This is a genomic window from Orenia metallireducens (genome assembly GCF_003001995.1).
Classification (GTDB): domain Bacteria; phylum Bacillota; class Halanaerobiia; order Halobacteroidales; family Halobacteroidaceae; genus Orenia; species Orenia metallireducens_B.
Genome location: NZ_PVNB01000007.1, coordinates 116675 through 137608, shown reverse-complemented (window position 1 = coordinate 137608; position 20934 = coordinate 116675). Strand labels below are relative to the sequence as shown.

Here is a 20934-nt window from a genome sequence, read left to right as displayed (position 1 = left end):
TAGATCTGATCGGTACTTAGAAGCTATCATATACTTATTAGAAGTCTTCTAATAAGTATATGATAGCATTGGGTAACTAACTTATATAATTATGGTGATAAGAGTAGATACATTGATTTATAAACCTCTGGCATGTTATTAGCAGTATAAATCTTATAGACCCTGAACAAGATAAACTATATTGAGAAGAATGATAAGCAGTGAAAAAATCTTTAATCTTAGATAATTGTAGTTAAAGTTAAGCGATTTTGAATTTGCTTTAAAGAAAGGAGAAGATAAGTAGACAGAATGACAAAAGAACATAATAAAACACCTTTATTTGATGCATTAAAGGAGCATCATCAAAATAATGTAATCCCCTTTGATGTTCCAGGCCATAAAAAAGGGGTAGGTTTAAAGGAGTTAGCTGATTATGTAGGAAAGAGAGTTTTAGAGATTGATGTTAACTCTATGAAGAATTTAGATAACTTAAGTAATCCTATCGGGGTTATTAATGAGGCAGAAGAGCTGATGGCTGATGCTTATGGTGTAGATCATGCTTTCTTCTTAATTAATGGGACTACCTCTGGGGTACAAGCAATGATCATGAGCGTTTGTGGACATGGAGATAAGATAATCTTACCACGAAATGTCCATAAATCTGCAATTAATGGTGTCATCTTAAGTGGGGCAACACCAGTATATTTAACCCCAGAGATAAATTGGGAGCTAGGAATCTCAACAGGTGTATCTAAAGAGGAGGTTAAAAATACTATAAAAGAGCATCCCGATGCTAAAGCGATATTTTTAATCAATCCAACCTATTATGGGACTACCTCAAATATTAAAGGGATAATTGATCTTGCCCACCGACATGGGATGGCAGTGCTGTTAGATGAAGCCCATGGTGCCCATTTTGGATTTCATCCTGAGTTACCTTCAAGTGGTATGAACTTTGGTGGAGATATGGCGGCAGTAAGTCTACATAAGACAGGTGGCTCTTTAACTCAAAGCTCTGCATTATTGCTAAATGAAGGAATGATAGATAAGAATACGGTAAAGATAATATTGAATATGACTCAAAGTACAAGTGCATCTTATTTATTGATGTCAAGTCTTGATATTGCTAGAAAGAATTTGGTCTTAAAGGGTGAAGAGATATTTTCAAGAATTTTAGAGTTGGTTAGAAGAGCAAGAGTAGAGATTAATAAAATTGATGGGATGTATGCCTTCTCGAAAGAGTTGATAGGAAGTAATGGAATCTATGATTTTGATGAGACTAAGCTGAGTATCAACGTATCTAGGCTAGGGATAACTGGATTTCAAGTCTATGATCTTCTCCGTGATGATTATAATATTCAAATGGAGCTTGCTGATATCCATAATGTTTTGGGGATTATCAGTGTAGGGGATACTGAAGAGTATCTAGATAAGTTAATAGCTGCTTTAAAGGATATTAGCCAGAAATATAGTCGGGATAAGAGGATAGAATATAAGGATTATATTTTAGAGAGGCCTCAAATTCTAGTTTCTCCCCGCGAGGCATTCTATGCTAAGACCAAAACACTAGCTTTAAAGGATGCAGAAGGTGAGATCAGTGGAGAGTCGATTATGGTCTATCCACCAGGAATTCCAATAGTTACTCCAGGTGAGATTATAACTAAGGAGATTATAGATTATATTGAATTTTTGAAAGCTGAAGAGGGGATACTTACTGGTACAGCTGATCCTTATGTCGATAAGATCAAGGTCTTAATGACAGTGACGAGTAACAAGTGAGCAGTAATCAGTAAAGGATAAAAACATTAAAAATATAAGTTTAACTTTAGAATTGGACATATATAGCTTAAGGCTAAGTTTAAGCTTAAGTAGGTTCAAAACTAAGACTTAAACTTTGACTTATACTAAAAATTAGGGGTGATTTATATGCAGTTACAACAATTAGGAAGACATATTTTAGTGGAGTTTTACAATTGTGATAGTGATATTTTAAAGAGTCATAAGAAGATAGAAGAGTATATGAAGCAGGCTGCTATCGAAGCAAAGGCTACTATTGTAGAGAGTGTATTTCACCATTTCAACCCTTGGGGGGTTAGTGGTGCAGTTGTTATCTCTGAATCCCATTTAACAATTCATACTTGGCCAGAATATAATTATGCTGCTGTTGATTTATTTACTTGTGGGGGCGAGGTAAATCCTTGGAATGCCTTTGATTATTTGGCAGAGAAATTAGGGGCAGAGAAGACAGAGACCACAGAAGTAGCAAGAGGAATGTTCGATAAGATAAAAAGAGAGGCCAGTGAGGAGATGGATTTAAATAACTTCTCACATAAGATAGTAGATTAGCAGTAATGAGTAATCAGTGAAGAGTAAAGAGTAAGAATAAAGAGTTATGAAAGCCAGTGTCAAAAATAAAGTTGATAAATGTGGAGGTAAGGCAATGGAGTTATGGTATACAGAAGAGCATACTGAGAATGTTAGATTTGGGATAAAGGTAAAGGAGTATCTCTATACTGGGCAGAGTGATTTTCAAAGAATCGATGTCTTTGAAAGTTATGAGTTCGGTAGAGTATTAACACTTGATGGATTGATGATGGTAAATGAAAAAGATGAGTTTATCTACCATGATATGATCACCCATGTTGCTATGGCAACAAATCCAAACATCAAGAAGGTCTTGGTCATTGGTGGTGGAGATGGAGGAACTGTTAGAGAGATAAGCAGATATTCATCGGTAGAGCAGATCGATATGGTTGAGATCGATGAGCTAGTAGTTAAGTCTGCGATAGAACACCTACAATTTACAGCTTCTAAATTAGATGATGAGAGGGTAAATCTCTATTTTGAAGATGGGGTTAAGTTTGTTGAGGGTAAAGAGAGGGTATATGATTTGATTATAGTAGATTCAACAGACCCAATTGGTCCAGGGGAAGGTCTGTTTACAACTGAATTCTATCAAAATTGTTATAATGTCTTGACTGATAAGGGGATTTTGGTCAATCAAAATGAAAGCCCTTATTATGACCAGAATGCTAAGGAGTTGGTTAGAGCTAATAAGAAGATTAAGAGTATCTTCCCTATCTCTGAAGTCTACCAATATCATATGCCAACATATCCATCAGGTCATTGGTTATTTGGTTTTGCTTCAAAAGAGCTACATCCAATTAAAGATTTTGATGCTAAGAGATGGAACTCTTTAGGTTTAAAGACTAAATATTATAATACAGATATTCATCTAGGAGCTTTTGCATTACCAAACTATGTAAAAGAGATGATACAGAATGACTAAACCTGAATTATTGACTACTTTTATTGGGTTAGATAAATCTTATGAAGATGCTGATATTGTAGTGTTTGGTAGCCCTTTTGATGGGACTACATCCTTTAGACCAGGTACAAGGTTTGCTTCTCAAGCAATGAGGGTTGATTCTTACGGTTTAGAGACTTATAGCCCTTATTTAGATCGGGATTTAGAGGACTATAATATCTGTGATGCTGGAGATTTAGAATTTCCTGTAGGAAATACTCAAAAAGTTTTAAATATCATCGAAGAGTATAGCAATGAAGTAATTAAAGATGGTAAGAAACCGATGATGATTGGTGGTGAGCATCTTGTTAGCTTAGCAGCTATTAAGGCTGTTTATCAGAATTATAATGATATGATATTATTACATTTTGATGCCCATACAGATTTAAGAGAGGAATTTATGGGAGATAAGCTATCCCATGCTACAGTGATTAGAGGGGCTTGGGAGTTCTTAGGTGATAATAGAATCTACCAATTTGGTATCCGCTCTGGATTGAAGGAAGAGTTTGAATGGGCAAAATCCCATACTAGCTTAAGAAAGTTTGACTGTCAAGGATTAGACAAAGCAGTTGCAGAGATTGGTGATAGACCAGTCTATATCACAATTGATCTTGATATCTTAGATCCATCTATCTTCCCAGGCACAGGAACCCCTGAAGCTGGTGGTATTACTTTCAAGGAGTTGATGGATGCTATTAAAGAGTTTACTAAGTTAAATATAGTTGCTGCTGATCTAGTGGAGTTATCCCCTCATTATGATCATAGTGGTGTATCTACAGCAGTAGCTTGTAAGGTCTTACGAGAATTAATTCTGAGTATGGTAGCGTGATAAAAGGATGGATGAGGACAGTAAAAACTTCATAAACTATGAATAAAGACACTCGAAAGCCGATAAGGTGAGTAGAGTGTTTTTTATTTTTATTACCTATTATGTTAAGAAAAACTTATACAATATAGAGATAATGCGACACTTTTTTGAGTTGACAGTTGACAGTGAACAGTTTACAGTTAAGAACTAAAACTATTGCTTTGAAGGGTTTGAACTTAACTGTCAACCGTCAACTGTTAACTGTACACTGATATGAAACTGTCGCAATATACCCATAAAAAGGAACTTTTCATATTAAAATTTTAACTAACACAATACTCTATTTTAAGAAGATGATATTAGCATATATAAAATAGAATTAATTGCTTTGCTTAAAAGAGTTTGACATAAGATGGGTTATATTATATAATTTCTAACTATAATAAGGAATAATTGAAAATTAATAAAATATAAAGTAAATAGTGGATATGATAATGGTTGATCTTCGATTCTAAAAGGAAATCTTTTTTCTTTTTAGTATAGACTGATTAAAGTACTTTTGAGAGTAATATAATATTAGAGAGTAGAAGAAGAGTAGTGCTTTAATCAAAAACAAAAGAGAAGTTAGTAGTGAGGAGGATGTATATGAATTCAGTAGTAGTACTTATTTTTTCAATTTTATGGTTTATCTTGGCTTATAGGTGGTATGGTAAGAAGTTAGAGAAGAGACTGATTCAACCCAATGATCAACAACCAACTCCAGCAGTCGAATTTAATGATGGGATGGACTATTATCCCTCTAAGCCAGTCATGTTGTTTGGACATCATTTTTCTTCTGTTGCAGGAGCAGGACCAATTCTAGGACCGATTGCAGCTTTTGCAGCCTTTGGCTGGGGAGGAACCTTACTGTGGATTTTATTTGGGACTGTATTTATTGGAGGGGTACATGATTATCTATCATTGATGCTCTCGGTTCGATTCAAGGGTGATTCTTTACCAGAGATAGCACAAGAGGCTATCGGCAGGAGAGCTAGAAATTTATTCTCTGTATTTGTTTTACTTACTATAATTTTAGTTGTAGGGGTCTTTGGTTTTGTAGCGGCAAAAACTCTTGCTTCAACTCCTAGTGTTGTTATTCCAACTTTTGGAATTATTCCTATAGCAATGCTTTTTGGTTTTATGATTTATAAGTTGGATTTTTCAACTATCTTGGGTACTGTGATTGCTTTAGCGGGGTTATTCTGCTTAATCTGGTTGGGGTATGAATTTCCAATCTCTTTACCCTTCCCTAGCCAAGCAAACTTTGGAATCTGGTTTGTCTTATTGATGGGGTATGGATTAATAGCATCAGTACTTCCAGTCTGGATGTTGTTACAGCCTAGAGATTATATCTCTAATTGGATTTTAGTTATTGGAATGGCTCTAGGTTTTATGGGGATTTTCGTTACCCATCCTACAGTTAATGCACCAGCCCTTACTTCCCTTAATTCAGCAAGTGGACCAATCTGGCCAACAATCTGTATTGTGGTAGCCTGTGGGGCAATTTCAGGATTCCATTCTATAATTGCCAGTGGAACCACCTCCAAGCAGTTAGCCAAGGAGTCTGATGGTCGTTTAATTGGTTATGGAACTATGTTGACAGAGGGATTGTTAGCAGTTATTGCCTTATTAGCAGTAAGTGCTGGTCTGTTCTGGGATGCACCTGTTGGGATGGAGAAGTTTGGCTTTTTGACTGTGTTAAATAGTGGTGGACCTATCAAAGCCTTTGGTTTAGGATATGGACGCCTTGTAGAGCCCTTTATTGGAACCTTTGGAATGCTTTTTGGAATTACTATGCTAAAGACCTTTGTGATGACTACTTTAGATACCTGTATTAGATTGGGTAGGATGATTAGTGCCGAACTTGTTGGACCTAAAGTTCCTCTTTTAAAGAATAAGTTTGCTGGTTCTATCTTTATTGCTATCCCTGCCTTTTTTGTAGGCTATACTGGAACCTATAATATTATTTGGCCAATCTTTGGAGCAGCAAACCAATTGATTGGAGCATTATCATTGTTAGTAATTACAGCTTATTTGGTCGGAGTTAAAAAGCCTACCAAATATACTCTATATCCAGCCATCTTTATGGTTGTTACAACGATAGCCTCTTTATTATATCAAGGTTATAACTTCTTAGTTAAACCTAATCCTGATTATATATTAGGAGGTACTGCAATTGTGTTGATAGTATTGGCGGTTGTGGTGGCAGATGAGGCTAGAAAGATTGTAACTGATGGGAAAGGTGAAAGTCTTGAAGTAGAATTACAATCATAATTGAATAGAAAAAAGCTCAACTTAATAAGTTGGGCTTTTTTCTATAAATCTATCTTGACAAAAAGATATTATCGTGTATATAATATTGGTATATACAATATAACATATTGATGATATAAGTCACTATAATATAATACTATTTTGCTTATTTTATAGATAAGGAGAGTTAATATGAAGAGAATATCAAAGGATAGTCCATTACCATTGTACTATCAATTAAAAGAGATTTTAGAAGATATGATAGAAAATAATATATTAGAACCAGGAGACCCTATTCCTACCGAGAGAGAGTTATCTGAAATGCATAGTATAAGTAGGATGACTGTAAGAAAAGCAATTATGGACTTGGTCAATGAAGGTTTGGTATATAGAGAACAAGGGAGAGGTACTTTTGTTACAGATACTGAATCTAAATTAAAATATCAACTATCTAAACTTAAAGGCTTTACTAAAGTTATGGAAGAAAAAGGACTAGAAACAGAAACGAAAATTCTACATTTTGAGTTAAAAGAAGCAACGAAGAAAGTTAAAAATCATTTGAAGATGGAAAAAAATCAGGTAATAGAAATAAAGAGATTAAGAATTGTAGAAGATGAACCTTTTGCTATAGAAACTGTTTGGATTCCTTATGATTTATGTCCAGATATGAGCCAAGAGATGCTTGAAAATAATTCCTTTTACAGTTTATTGGAGAATAAATATGGTTATTATTTAGATTATGCTAAGCAGACTATAGAACCTAGAATTTTAAATGAATATGAGAGTGATTTATTAACAGTAGAAGAATCTGCACTAGCTTTATTATTTAGACGAACAACATATTTAAAAAATGGTAGAGTAATTGAGTATACTAAGGCAGTTTATAGAAGTGATAAATATAAACATGAAGTAATCCTTAATTATTAGTATAGTAAAAGGGTATAAGTTAATAATTAGATTTTTTCTCCTACTTGTCTTGACAAAGTGCTAATCGACTTATATAATGAAATTAATAAAATTGGTATATACATTATGACATATGTGATTCATGATAATAATAGATAGAAATTAGATATTGTAATACTCTGTTTTTTAAAGAATTTATAGGTATGTGAATTCAAGATGAAACTTAATGGGGATAGTGCGACAGTTTTTTATTAGATAGTTAGAGGTTGGATGGTTAGGTAGTTGAATTTTCCTAACCCCCTACCCACCTACCTCCTAAATATCACTTTTTCTTTCGATAACATCATGGTTAAATTTTATTCTAGATTCATGAACCTATATTTAAATTATAGAGTCAAAAATCTATAATTGTATAAAATAGTAGTTATATAATTAAATGTATAGATAATATCTTATGAGCGAATTGGTATATACATTATATCATATATAAGATAATTTTCTTAAAAATTATCTTATAAAGAGGGGGAAGTATAAATGGAAAGTAAAATAATCACTGAAGGAAGAAATCAAAATACAGTAGATATTGATACTTTAACAACAATAGAGATAATTGAGAAAATAAATGATGAGGACAAAAAAGTGGCAGTTGCTGTTGAGAGAGAAAAAGGTAATATTGCTAAAGCGGTAGATTGTATAGTAAAACAGCTTAATGAAGGTGGTAGGTTAATTTATATTGGGAGTGGAACAAGTGGTCGATTAGGAGTGTTAGATGCTGTAGAGTGTCCATCCACTTTTGGTATAGATAATGGTATAGTGCAAGGTATTATTTCAGGGGGAAAGGTGGCTTTGAGTATGCCCTTTGAAGAGACCGAAGATGATGAAGATTTAGCAATTAAAGATTTAGATAATATAGATCTTACTAAGAAGGATATTATTGTTGGGATTTCAGCTAGTGGTAATACACCTTATGTAGTAAAGGCTGTAGAATATGCTAAGGACTTAGGAGCTAGAACTATAAGTATTATCTGTAATAAAAATGGTAAATTACAGGATATAGCAGATATCTGTATTGCTGTTAATGTTGGACCTGAGGTCATTATGGGATCGACTAGAATGAAAGCTGGAACGGCTCAAAAAATGGTTTTAAATATGTTAAGTACAGCTTCTATGGTTAAATTGGGTAAGGTTTATAGTAATTTAATGATTGATGTAAAACCAATTAATAAAAAGTTAGAAAAGAGAATAGCAACAATTGTTCAGATAGCTACTGAGGTAGAAGCAAGTATAGTAGAAGAAGTATTAAAGCAATGCAATTATAATGGTAGATTAGCAATAATAATGATAAAAAAAGGTGTAAATTTAGTAGAGGCTAAGAAGATTTTAACCAGTAACGAGGGAATTATAAATCAGCAAAATATCTTGGAATGAAAGATGGAGGCTAATTCTTAAAAGAGGTGATAGTTATTGCCGATTAGGATGGGGGATATAACATGAAGGCTATAATTAATGGAAAGATAATTATGGAAGAGTCGATAATGGAAGATCAAGCAATAGTATTTGATAATAAGATAATTGATATAATCGATAAAGAGCAATTAAAAGAAGATTTAAATCTTGATCTAATAGATGTAGGTGGACGGTATGTGGCCCCTGGTTTTATTGACTTGCATATTCATGGAGCAGGTGGTAGAGATACAATGGATGCTAGTATAGAAGCTCTAACTGATATAAGTTCTATAATATTAGAGACAGGGGTTACAGCTTTCTTACCAACAACTATGACTATGGATAAAGAGAATATCTATCAAGCTCTTAATATAATCAGAGACTCTATGGATAGTAATTTACAGGGAGCAAAGATATTAGGAGCTCATCTAGAAGGACCTTTTATTAATAAAAAATACAAGGGAGCTCAAGATGCTAAGTATATTCAAAAGCCTAGTTATGAGTTTATAAAAGATTATTTAGATATTATTAAAATTATTACTTTGGCACCAGAGGTAGATCAAGGTTATGGTTTTATAAGTAAGATGAAAGAACATGATATAGTATTATCTATGGGTCATTCTAATGCTACTTACGAAGAAGCAATGGAGGCTATTAAGAGAGGGATAAGTCATGCTACCCATATATTTAATGCTATGACTCCTTTACATCATAGAGAACCAGGGGTAGTAGGAAGTGTATTTGCTAGTAATATCACTTGTGAATTAATAGCTGATAAAATTCATGTCCATCCAGGTATCTTTCAGATGCTAGTTGATATTAAAGGTGAAGATAGAGTTGTCTTAATTAGTGATTCAATGAGAGCTGCTTGTATGCGGGATGGAGTATATGATCTTGGAGGACAACAAGTAAGAGTTAAAGATGGCTCAGCTAGATTAACAGATAATACATTAGCCGGTAGTGTACTGACTTTAAACCAAGCATTAAAAAATATAATAGAGCACACAGAACTAAGTCTAATTGATGCTATTAAAATGGTCACTCTAAATCAAGCTAAATTAATAGGAATTGATAAGTATAAGGGAAGTATCAAGAAAGGAAAAGATGCTGATGTTGTAGTGTTTGATAAAGAAGTTAATATTTCTCTTACTATAGTAGAAGGAGAGATTCTTTATAGAAAGTTATAAAGGTGAATTAGATTATATGTAAGATATATGAATCTTTTATATAAAAATAAGGTAAAGTGAAAATTGGTGATAAGTTAATTAAAATAGATTTGAATTATCTAAAACCTTTAATCATTATACTAGTAATAACCAATATAGCAACAATTAATAAGATAAATAAGGGCTAAGATAATTAGTAAGTGGTTAAAGATTAAGTAATGGAGGTGATAGTTGTTAGATAGGTAAATTATTAGCTTTTAAATAATCATCAAAGTGCCACAAGATAATAAGATAAACAAGCGGCAAGGATAATGGAGCAATGGATAAGGATTTGCTAGGTAATAAAATCAATTCTACAAAAGGAAGTGTATAATTATGAAAAAAATTCTTACTAATGTACAAAAGATTGGGAAAGCATTAATGCTACCAATTGCTGTCTTGCCAGCAGCAGCACTCTTATTAAGATTGGGCGCTGGAGATGTATTGGATATTCCATTTATTGCAGCAGCAGGTGGAGCTATTTTTGAAAACTTGGCATTATTATTTGGAATTGGTGTTGCCGTTGGAATTGCTTTTGATGGCTCAGGTGCTGCAGGCTTAGCTGGAGTAGTAGGTTATTTTGTATTGACAAAGGGTACTCAATCGATAGATAGTGAGATTAATATGGGCGTTTTGGCTGGGATTATAGCTGGTGCTGTTGCGGGTGCTTTATATAATCGGTATCATGATATAGAGTTGCCTGATTGGTTAGGTTTTTTTAGTGGTAAAAGGTTTGTGCCAATTATTACTGGAGCAGCTTGTGTTTTATTAGCAGGAGTATTTGGCTATGTTTGGCCTCCTATTCAGACAGTAATTGAAGCAATAGGAAATTGGATTATTGGTGCAGGAGCCTTTGGAGTCTTCGTTTATGGTATCTTAAATAGAGCACTAATCCCAATTGGATTACATCATGTTTTAAACAGTTTTATTTGGTTTGTATTTGGTGATTATACTACGGAAGCTGGCAAAGTTGTTACTGGAGATTTATCAAGATTCTTTGCAGGTGACCCAACTGCTGGAACCTTTATGGCTGGATTTTATCCTATCTTTATGTTTGGATTACCAGCAGCAGCTTTAGCTATCTATCATTCTGCTAAATCAGAAAATAAGAAGGCTGTTTCAGGTGCTTTATTCAGTATTGCTTTTACATCTTTTTTAACTGGGATTACTGAACCCCTTGAATTTAGCTTTATGTTCTTAGCTCCTATCTTATATGTTATGCATTCTATATTGACAGGAATATCCTTATCACTCACATACATCTTTGGGATTAAACATGGTTTTGGATTTTCGGCAGGGGCTATCGATTATATTTTGAATTATGGCTTAGCTACTAAACCCTTCTTATTAATTCCTTTAGGATTAGTTGTTTTTGCGATTTATTACTTCTTATTTAGATTCATGATTAGCAAATTTAATATTTCTACTCCAGGTAGAGAAGATGATATAGAAAAAAGTAAGCAAGGAAAAGTTAATAAGAATAGTAAGATTGATGCTAGAGCTTATATAGAGAGTTTAGGTGGAGCTGATAACTTAAGAAGTGTGGAATCTTGCATCACCAGATTGAGGCTGACTGTTACTGATGCTGAATCTATTAATGAAGCAGCTTTGAAAAGCTTAGGAGCTTCAGCGGTTATTAAAGTAAGTGATGAAGCAGTACAGGTGATTGTTGGAACACGTGCAGAAGCTATTGCAATAAAGATTAATGAAGAGCTGAATAAAATCTAATAATTTTAGATTTATAATTATGATTAGAAGTTTTTTATAAACAGCCATATAGAGTGGCTAAAGTTTTTTGGTCACAAAATTAAGATTAAATAAGAGGTGAGTTTATGAGAGTTCATATTGTAGAGAGTTATGAGGAGTTAAGCACTAAAGCTGCAAGTATAGTATCAAGTCAGGTTATTTTGAAGCCAAATTCAGTATTGGGGCTTGCTACAGGTTCAACTCCTGAAGGAATGTACAGAAATTTAGTCCAACTCTATAAAAGAGATTTGATTGATTTTAGTGAGGTCATTAGTTTTAATTTGGATGAGTATATAGGTTTAGATGCCAACCATCAACAGAGTTATACATCTTATATGTTTAATAATTTATTTAATCATGTCAATTTTAAAGAAGAACATATTAATATTCCAATAGAAGCTGAAGATAAATTACAGGAGTTTTGCCTAAAATATGATAAGAAGATTGAAAGGGCAGGTGGGATTGATTTACAGGTCTTAGGAATAGGGACTAATGGACATATTGGATTTAATGAGCCAGACAATAAGTTGAAAACTGGAACTCATATTGTTGATTTGGCGGAAGAGACAATTGAGGCTAATAGCCGCTTTTTTAACTCTAAAGAAGAGGTGCCCAAACAAGCAGTTTCAATGGGGATGAGCTCTATAATGGGTTCTAAGAAGATATTATTATTGGCTAGTGGTGAGAACAAGGCAGAGGCTATTAAAAATACTATCAATGGTAAAATTACTACTGAGGTTCCATCTTCTCTATTACAATTACATCCAGATGTTACTATTGTAGTAGATAAAGCAGCTGCTAAGTTAATTAAATAATTGATAATTAATATATTTTTTATAGGTAAAGGGAGATTTTATATCTCCCTTTACCTATTTTCAATATTATATTAGAAATTTGTATTTAATCCTAAGAAAATAACAGGTTGATTATTATTTTATCTCCATATTTTTGGTGATAACAGAGATTTGAAGATTACTTTGATTGTTCCTAATTTTTCTATTAATATTGAAATTTAATTAGAATAGGAAGTATATAGATGATATATAGTAGCCAAATTAGAAATTAAAAAATGAGAACGAAAATCAATTTCATACATAAGATATACTGTAAAGTCGAGAGGAGAATTGTAATGTGTTAATTTGACGTTAAGTATTTTCTTACTTAGTAATTTTATTAAATTGGCTAGCATAATATTAAGATTGGATTGATAAAGAAGATATAAAGGAGGAGAGTATCTGTATGTGTGGAATTGCAGGATGGTTAAATTGGGAACGTGATTTGAGAAAAGAGCAAGCAATTGCTGGGATGATGGCTGATTGTCAACAGAGGCGTGGTCCTGATGAAAGAGGAGAATGGAGCTCAGAAAATGTAGCTTTAGCCCATAGAAGGTTGATTGTTGTCGATCCAGAGGGTGGAAAGCAGCCGATGATTAAAAAGTATCAGAACAATCAATATGTTCTAGTCTATAATGGTGAATTATATAATACCGAAGATTTAAGAAGAGATTTACAAGCGGCAGGTCATTCTTTTGGAGGGCACTCTGATACGGAAGTATTATTAACTTCTTACATAGAGTGGGGCAGTGAATGTGTTAAGCGGCTTAATGGTATCTATGCCTTTGCTATTTGGGATAAAGCTAGAAAAAGGTTGTTTTTGGCTAGAGATAGGATAGGTGTTAAACCACTTTTTTATACTGAGCAGAAGAATGGATTCTTATTTGCATCAGAGTTGAAGGGGCTCTTAGCTCACCCTGAGGTAGAGGCTGAACTTGATGAGGAAGGATTGTCAGAAATCTTTACTATAGGTCCAGGAAGAACTCCAGGCCATGGAGTAATTAAGGGAATTAAGGAGTTAAAGCCTGGTTATTCGCTGGTAGTCAACCGTTATGGAGTTAAAACGGAGCAATACTGGGAGTTGGAGAGCAAGCCTCATGAAGATGATTTGGAGACTACTATAGCTAGAGTTAGAGAGTTATTTATAGATACTGTAGAGAGGCAGTTGGTCTCTGATGTTCCTGTCTGTACTTTGCTGTCGGGAGGATTGGACTCTAGTGCAATTAGTTCTGTTGCTAGTAGGGCTTTTATCAGAGAAGGTAAAGGGAATATCGATACTTATTCGGTAGATTATGAAGGTAATGAGGAAAATTTTGAAGCTAATGATTTCCAACCAGATCCCGATGATGTTTGGGTTAAGAAGATGAGTGATTATTTAGGAACGACTCATCATTATATCAGGCTGAGTAATGATAAGCTGGTAGAGGCGTTAAGGGATGGGGTCTATGCCCGTGATCTACCAGGGATGGCTGATATAGATGTTTCTTTGTATCTCTTCTGTAAAGAGATTAAGAAGAACTTTACTGTAGGGGTTTCTGGAGAGTGTGCCGACGAGATCTTTGGTGGATATCCATGGTACCATGACCAAGATGCTTTAGAGGCTAACACCTTCCCTTGGTCAAGAAAGCTAGATGATAGAGTTAGGATATTATCTGCTGATTTGATAGATAGAATTAGTCCCCAAGAGTATATGAAGAGCCGTTATCAAGAGGCTTTAGCAGAGGTTCCTCGCTTGACTGGGGAGAGTAGGGTTGAAGAGAGAATGAGAGAGATGTTTTATTTGAATTTGACCCGTTGGATGCCGACCTTACTTGATCGCAAGGATAGAATGAGCATGTATACTGGATTAGAGGTTCGAGTTCCTTTCTGTGACCATAGGTTGGTGGAATATGTCTGGAATATCCCTTGGGAGATGAAGAATGTTGGTGGTAGAAGAAAAGGAGTTTTACGTGAAGCACTAAAGGGTATCTTACCTGAGGATGTTAGGCTCAGACCGAAAAACCCATATCCAAAAACCTTTGACCCAGCTTATTTTGCTGCGACTAGAGATTGGTTATTGGAGATTATTAATGATAATAATTCACCAATTCTTGACCTGATTGATGTAGATTATATTAGAAAATTAGCTCAAAGTGATGGTGATTTTGATATTCCATGGTTTGGTCAGTTGATGAGACTGCCCCAATTATTTGCTTATCTGATTCAGGTCAATGTCTGGTTAGAGGATTATAATATAAAAATTAGCTAGTTAAAAAGCTCCCTTTTCGGGAGTTTTTTATTTGCCAAGTTTAGAATGATGCTTGACAGAATATTCTTAGAACAATATAATTAACATAAATCTAACATATAGTTTACATAAAACTATTATTCAAAGCTTTTGCTGGTTCTTGAATTGAGTTAATTACTTAAAAGGAGGGGATGAAATGGCTCTTACAGTGAAAGAAATGTTAAAAATTTCTGATTTTGATGGTTTAGAGGTGTTAGCGGGGAAAGGTGGATTGGATAGAATTATTTCTGCGGTAAATGTAATAGATGCTCCTGATGTCTATAATTGGATAAGGGGAGGAGAGATATTTGCTACAACTGGATATATAGTAAAGGATGAACCAAATATGTTAAAAGATATAATCATTAAGATGGACAAGCAGGGGGCTTCGGGATTGCTTATTAAGTTAAAAAGATTTATAGACGAATTACCTATTGAGGTTATAGAAGTAGCAGATAAATTGAATTTTCCGATTATATCTATACCCTTTAATTATACCTTTGCTAAAATTATAAGTCCGATATTATTAGAGATTGTTAATGAACAGGCCACAAAATTGTTTTTTTCTGAACAAATTCATAAGTCTTTTACCAAATTGGTAATTAACAATGGGGATACTCAGCAGATTATAGATACTTTAAGCAATTTTATTAATGAAGATATAGCCTTTTATGATATATATTTTGATGAGGTTTATTTTCAAATATCTTCAGATAGATTTAAAGAGAAGCTTAGCTCTCTTTCTTTAAAGGAGGTTTTAGAGAGGTATAGCTATTACACTATTGAAGTTGATGAGAAGATTTATGGTTATCTAATTAAGGCTGATAATGAAGTAGAAAAAAAGGATATGGAATATAATGAAATTGCTTTAGAGCATGCTATGACAGTGTTGAAGCTAGATATTCAAAAGAAGATATCCAGTTATCAGATAGAGACTAAGTACAGAGATCAGTTTATACAAGATTTACTCTTTAATAGTATTAAATCTTTAGAAGAGGTAAAAAAGAGAGCGAGTTTATATGAGTGGGAGTTTAATGATGGTTTGGTTACAATGGTTATTGATGTTGATGATTTCAGGAATAAGTATCTAGAAGCAGAAAAGAATTTAGATCGAAAAATAAGAGAAGTAAAACGTACAATTTTTCTAAAGACAAAGAAGATGATAAAGAGTTCCTTTGCGGATGTTAAATATGCTACTTTCGGTGATAGTATAGTTTTTTTGATTGGGCATTCATCTAAGGAAGAGGCTATGGTGGAAATAAACTCTATTACTGATAAATTAAGAAGGGAGGTAAAAAAAGATATTGAACATACTATTTCTATAGGTGTTGGAAGCTATAAATCTTCAATAATGGATATACACAAAAGCTATATAGAAGCCCAAAAGGCTATAGAGTTAGGTAGGATGATATATGGAGATGATGTGACTTCTTTTTATGATGAATTAGGTGTATATGGGTTGTTAAAAGAGATTTCTCAAAGTAATTCTGCGAAAGAATTTTATAATTCCTATCTATTGAATTTGATTGAGTATGATAAAGAGAATGATACTGAGTTGCTAAATACTTTAAAGTCTATGGTGAGAAATGATTGGAATATGAGAGAGGCTGCTAAAGAGTTATTTATCCATTATAATACAATGAAATATAGGTTCAAAAGAATTTCTGAAATATTGGATTTTGATTTACAAGATCCAAAGCACAAGTTTAATGTTGTATTCTCCTTGAAGTTATTGAGGTTGAATCAATAGTTTGTTTTTAATGACTATTAATTTTTCTTTGTATGATATGGACATAAGGAATAGTTATATTTTATACACATAGGACGAAGACATGGGGAGACAAATGTGTTATTATAAATATAACATCAAATTTACATGAAGTTTACATCACCTTGAATTTTTGTTGAGGTGTCAAACACAAGTTACAGTAATTTATATTTAATAAAGGGCTTAGATGGCAAGTATTTGTGATAAATTAAGATATTTAAACCCTGTAGGTGTAACTTGATTTATAAAAGGAGGAAAGAATATGAGAGAAAATGTATTTGAAAATGGGCAATATGTTAATGAATCAGAGAAAAGTATGAGGATTATATCAATAAAAAGCAAGTTGAGTAAATTAAATAAGAGTAAATGTACTCAATTATTTTCTTTGGTTTTATTCTTTGTAATATGGCAGCTGATTTATAAGCTTAATGGAGAATTTCAATGGTTTAATCCAACTTTTTTACCTTCTCCAATGTCAGTTTATAAGACAACTGTAGATTACATTATAAACGGAAATTTAATTTATCAAGTTTATGTAAGTGTGAGAAGAGCATTATTAGGGTTTGTACTAGGTACTTTACTAGCAATTGTACTAGGGATTTTAACTTGTCGTTCCAAGCTAATTGATGATATGACAAATCCGATTTTAAGCTTGATAGGACCGATTCCAGTATATGCTTTTTTACCTATCTTTATTATCTGGTTTGGTATTGGAGAAATATCAAAGATATCTTTAATCGCCTATGCCACTTTTATGCCCCAGCTTACTTATACAGTTGATGGTATTAGAGGTGTCAACTCGAACTGGATTCGCAGTGCGATGAGTTTGGGAGCTAGTGAGTATCAGATATTTACAAAGGTTATCTTTAAATCAGCACTACCTAATATTTTTGTCGGTATGCGAGTTAGTTTAGCTCTAACTTTTTCAGCACTAGTAGTTGCTGAAATGATGGGAGCTAATGAAGGTCTTGGGTTTATTATAGTATATGCAAGAAATTGGTTTAAAATGGGGGATATGTTTATGGCTGTAACAATAATTGGTTTGTTGTATACTGTCTTTAATTACATTTTACTAGAGATTGAAAGTGTATTATTTAAGTGGAAAAAGGATGGAATGAAGGATGCTGTAGAACGTTAAAATTATATTAAATATGAGGGGGATAAAAAATGAGAAAAATTAAAGGTAAAGGAATTATATTGTTGCTTAGTTCTATTCTTACTTTGAGTTTGTTGATGGCAGGTTGTTCAAGCACAAATGAAGAGGTGCTAGAGTCTGGAGAAAATATCATAACAATTCAAGCATATGGTGAACTTGACCCACAAGTATCAGCTCAACAGATTATTGCTGAAAAGATGGGATATTTTGAAGAAGAGGGTCTAAATGTTGAGAATCATCTTATGACTGGTCCTGACAAGAATGCACCGCTTGTTGCAAATGGTGTGGCAGAAGTGGCTTTTGGCTCAGTTTATAATAATATAGCTGTAGCTGCTAATAATGTAGAGGTTAAGGTGTTAGCTCCTCTTGCCAATGCTGGAGGAACTCAAGCTGTTGTAATACGTGGTGATATTGAGTTAGAATCTGCAAAAGATTTAGAAAGTAAGAAGATTGCTATGACTTCTGGTGCAGGTGTCTTAATTGCTATTAGAAATATGTGTGAAGAATTAGGGGTAGATATAGATAAGATTGAATTTATAAATATGCAACCCTCTGATCAACTTGCAGCTTTTACTAGGGGTGACGTTGATGCAATAGCTATTTGGGAGCCTTGGGTTGGTAAGGCTGTAGATGCAGGTGGAAGAGTCTTATTTAGTGGTACAGAAGCAAATTTACCAGAAAAGCAAGGAGCAGTCCATTGGATTGATTTCTACATGACAGTGCAAGTGACTGATGAATTTTATGAAGAACACCCTGAGGCAACAGTTAAGTTGCTAAAGGCTTTAAGTAAGGCGACAGATTTTATAAATCAAAATCCTGATCAAGCTGCTGAAATTATAGCTGAAGAGATTAATATTTCTAAGGAAGACACTAAGAGAATTATGGGTAAAAATAGCTATTCTATGGAATTTGATGAGCAGTTTATAGAAGGTTCAAATACAATGGCCGAGTTTATGAAGGGTATGAATAATATCAAAGCTGTTCCAGATTTCTATGACTATGGTTTTCCAACTCCTTTAGAAAAAGTCGATTCATCATTGGTTACAGTTAGCCAATAAATAGTGACTTATTATTTATTGAAGTATCATAATACTTAACATTAGATATTATGGTGCTAACTTTTGAAAGTAAGCTAAGGTAAAATAAGATGACTGGGGGGGATACAAAATGGAGATGGATTTAAAGAAGATTGGATTAAAAGTTAAAGAACATTTAGAGAAGATAGCAAGCTTTACAGCTACCCCAGGTGAAGGGATAACGAGGTTGGCATTTTCTTTAGAAGCTAGAAAGACTGTGAATTACATTAATAATGAAATGAAAAAAATAGGCTTAGAAACTGTTGAAGATTATGCTGGTTCTATAAAAGGTAGAATTGATGGTGTAGATGATAATAAAGCAGCTATAATTATTGGCTCCCATTATGATTCAGTTAAAAATGGTGGTAATTTTGATGGTATCGCTGGAGTTATCTGTGGATTAGAAATAGCACGTCTGGTCAAAGAGAATAATATAAAACTCAAATATCCTTTAGAGATAATAGGGCTAAATGATGAAGAAGGAGCAAGGTTTGGAAATGGTTTTTTTGGTTCTAAGGCGATGTTAGGTGGGATTGACTTAGTTGATTTGCATAAATATAAGGATGAAGATGGTATATCTATCTATCAAGCAATGGATGAATATGGTCTTAACCCCGAAAGTTTAAAAGGTATGTCTAGAGAAGCTAAGACTATAAAATCATTTATTGAGATTCATGTAGAACAAGGGCCTGTACTTGAGAATAATAGAAAAGATATAGGGGTAGTTGAAGGTATTGTAGGGATGCAGAGATATATAATTGAGATTGATGGTAGAGCAGATCATGTTGGTACTACACCAATGGATATGAGAGTTGATGCAATGGAGGTAGCTTCTAGGATGATTAGTGGTGTCGGTGATCTAGCAAGAAGTGAAGGAAATGGGACTGTTGCTACAGTTGGATTTATAAAAAATTATCCTAATGTTATCAATATTGTTCCCAAAAAGGTTCAATTCAGTCTCGATATCCGTTCTAGAGACAATGGGGCAATTGAAAGGATTGCGAATAAGGTAGAACAACGACTTACTGATTTATCTAAAGAATATGATACTGAGTATTCGATAGAGTGTAAATTATCAGAGTATCCTGTTGACCTTGATAAGAGTTTAATTAAAGCTATGTCAGAAGTCTGTGAAGCAAAAGGCTATAATTATCAAAAAATTAATAGTGGTGCTGGTCATGATTCTTTGTTTATGGCTAAATATGTAGATACAGCGATGCTATTTGTCCCAAGTCAAGGTGGAAGAAGCCACTGTAAAGAGGAGTGGACTGATTATAGATATTTTGCCAAGGCTGTTGATGTTGTTTATCAATTGCTTTTAGATTTAAATAAAAATTAGAATGGAGGATTTTTGATGGGATATCCTAATGATATTTTAGAGACTAGAGCAGTAATAAAACCAGGATTATATGCGGTGATTCCGCCAAAGGGACTTGTGAATAATGTAATTCCTGGGATAGAGGGGTGTAAGATTAGTATAGTAGCATCTCCTGAAATGGGAGCTAGCTTTGTGCAATATATAGTACAGGCACAACCTAGAGGAAAAACGATTAAAAAGTTTGGAGCAGAGGAGGAGGTAGAAACATTTATCTATTGTATAGATGGTTGTGGTGAAGTAATAGTTGATGGAGAAGAAAAGAGGTTTTCGGAGGGAAACTATCTTTATTCTCCGCCAGGGAAAGGAGTTGAGTTTAAAAATACTTCAGAAGAAGTTTTGAATTTATTATTGTATAAGCAACTATATACTCCCCTTGCTGGAGTAGAGCCAAGAGTTGTATATGGTGATGTAAATAAAATCGAATATAGAATTTATGATGAGATGGAGAATGTATATATCAAAGATTTACTACCAACTGATTTAGGATTTGATATGAATATGCATATCTTATCCTTTGCTCCAGGAGGGTGTCATCCCTTTGTAGAGACCCATGTCCAAGAGCATGGAGCCTATGTGTTGGAAGGGGAAGGTGTCTATCTGCTTGATAATGAATGGATGCCGATCAAAAAAGAAGATTATATTTGGTTTGGACCTTATGTCTCTCAGGGAGCTTATGGGGTAGGAAGAGAAAATTTTACTTATATCTATTCTAAAGGTTGTAATAGAGATGCTAAATTATAATTATTAGCTCATAAAAAATGGAGGTGA

At 33.7% G+C, this 20934-nt stretch carries 16 protein-coding genes; all 16 read left to right on the top strand.

The features are described from left to right. The first annotated feature begins 288 nt into the window (after positions 1-288). The 16 genes from BX659_RS07090 to allE all read left to right on the top strand — a co-directional run bounded on the left by BX659_RS07090 (position 289) and on the right by allE (position 20907). Positions 289-1758, top strand: a complete 1470-nt coding sequence (locus BX659_RS07090; protein ID WP_097017307.1) for an aminotransferase class I/II-fold pyridoxal phosphate-dependent enzyme — start codon at positions 289-291, stop codon at positions 1756-1758. 147 nt (positions 1759-1905) lie between these two features. Next, a complete protein-coding gene (gene speD, locus BX659_RS07085; RefSeq protein ID WP_097017306.1) occupies positions 1906-2325 on the top strand; it encodes an adenosylmethionine decarboxylase in 420 nt (139 codons plus the stop codon). A gap of 94 nt (positions 2326-2419) precedes the next feature. Further along, positions 2420-3268, top strand: coding sequence for a polyamine aminopropyltransferase (gene speE, locus BX659_RS07080; protein ID WP_097017305.1), 849 nt, complete (start codon positions 2420-2422; stop codon positions 3266-3268). Continuing rightward, positions 3261-4115: an agmatinase gene (speB, locus tag BX659_RS07075; RefSeq protein ID WP_097017304.1), complete on the top strand. Its 855-nt coding sequence runs from the start codon at positions 3261-3263 to the stop codon at positions 4113-4115. Before speE ends, speB begins: the two co-directional genes overlap by 8 nt. A 624-nt stretch (positions 4116-4739) precedes the next feature. Continuing rightward, the gene (locus BX659_RS07070) at positions 4740-6407 is read left to right on the top strand and encodes a carbon starvation CstA family protein (RefSeq protein ID WP_097017303.1); all 1668 of its coding nucleotides are present in this window, start codon (positions 4740-4742) and stop codon (positions 6405-6407) included. Positions 6408-6578: 171 nt separating this feature from the next. Then, complete coding sequence (locus tag BX659_RS19590) at positions 6579-7313, top strand: GntR family transcriptional regulator (protein WP_097017302.1); 735 nt, start codon at positions 6579-6581, stop codon at positions 7311-7313. A gap of 513 nt (positions 7314-7826) precedes the next feature. Further along, the gene (gene murQ, locus BX659_RS07060) at positions 7827-8720 is read left to right on the top strand and encodes an N-acetylmuramic acid 6-phosphate etherase (protein ID WP_097017301.1); all 894 of its coding nucleotides are present in this window, start codon (positions 7827-7829) and stop codon (positions 8718-8720) included. 62 nt (positions 8721-8782) lie between these two features. Beyond that, positions 8783-9925 (top strand): N-acetylglucosamine-6-phosphate deacetylase, encoded by a 1143-nt coding sequence (gene nagA, locus BX659_RS07055; RefSeq protein WP_097017300.1) that lies wholly within the window; start codon positions 8783-8785, stop codon positions 9923-9925. Between the two features lie 354 nt (positions 9926-10279). Next, on the top strand, positions 10280-11671 hold the full coding sequence (gene nagE / locus BX659_RS07050) for an N-acetylglucosamine-specific PTS transporter subunit IIBC (protein WP_097017299.1): 1392 nt from the start codon (positions 10280-10282) through the stop codon (positions 11669-11671). A gap of 104 nt (positions 11672-11775) precedes the next feature. Beyond that, positions 11776-12504, top strand: a complete 729-nt coding sequence (nagB, locus tag BX659_RS07045; protein ID WP_097017298.1) for a glucosamine-6-phosphate deaminase — start codon at positions 11776-11778, stop codon at positions 12502-12504. A gap of 424 nt (positions 12505-12928) precedes the next feature. Further along, positions 12929-14770, top strand: a complete 1842-nt coding sequence (asnB, locus tag BX659_RS07040) for an asparagine synthase (glutamine-hydrolyzing) (RefSeq protein WP_097017297.1) — start codon at positions 12929-12931, stop codon at positions 14768-14770. Between the two features lie 175 nt (positions 14771-14945). Beyond that, positions 14946-16538, top strand: coding sequence for a PucR family transcriptional regulator (locus tag BX659_RS07035; RefSeq protein WP_097017296.1), 1593 nt, complete (start codon positions 14946-14948; stop codon positions 16536-16538). 280 nt (positions 16539-16818) lie between these two features. After that, positions 16819-17694 (top strand): ABC transporter permease, encoded by an 876-nt coding sequence (locus tag BX659_RS07030; RefSeq protein ID WP_097017295.1) that lies wholly within the window; start codon positions 16819-16821, stop codon positions 17692-17694. A 29-nt stretch (positions 17695-17723) separates the two neighbouring features. After that, complete coding sequence (locus BX659_RS07025; protein ID WP_097017294.1) at positions 17724-18770, top strand: ABC transporter substrate-binding protein; 1047 nt, start codon at positions 17724-17726, stop codon at positions 18768-18770. A 109-nt stretch (positions 18771-18879) separates the two neighbouring features. Continuing rightward, positions 18880-20127, top strand: coding sequence for a M20 family metallo-hydrolase (locus tag BX659_RS07020; protein WP_097017293.1), 1248 nt, complete (start codon positions 18880-18882; stop codon positions 20125-20127). A gap of 15 nt (positions 20128-20142) precedes the next feature. Further along, positions 20143-20907 (top strand): (S)-ureidoglycine aminohydrolase, encoded by a 765-nt coding sequence (gene allE / locus BX659_RS07015; RefSeq protein WP_097017292.1) that lies wholly within the window; start codon positions 20143-20145, stop codon positions 20905-20907. Positions 20908-20934: the final 27 nt, after the last annotated feature.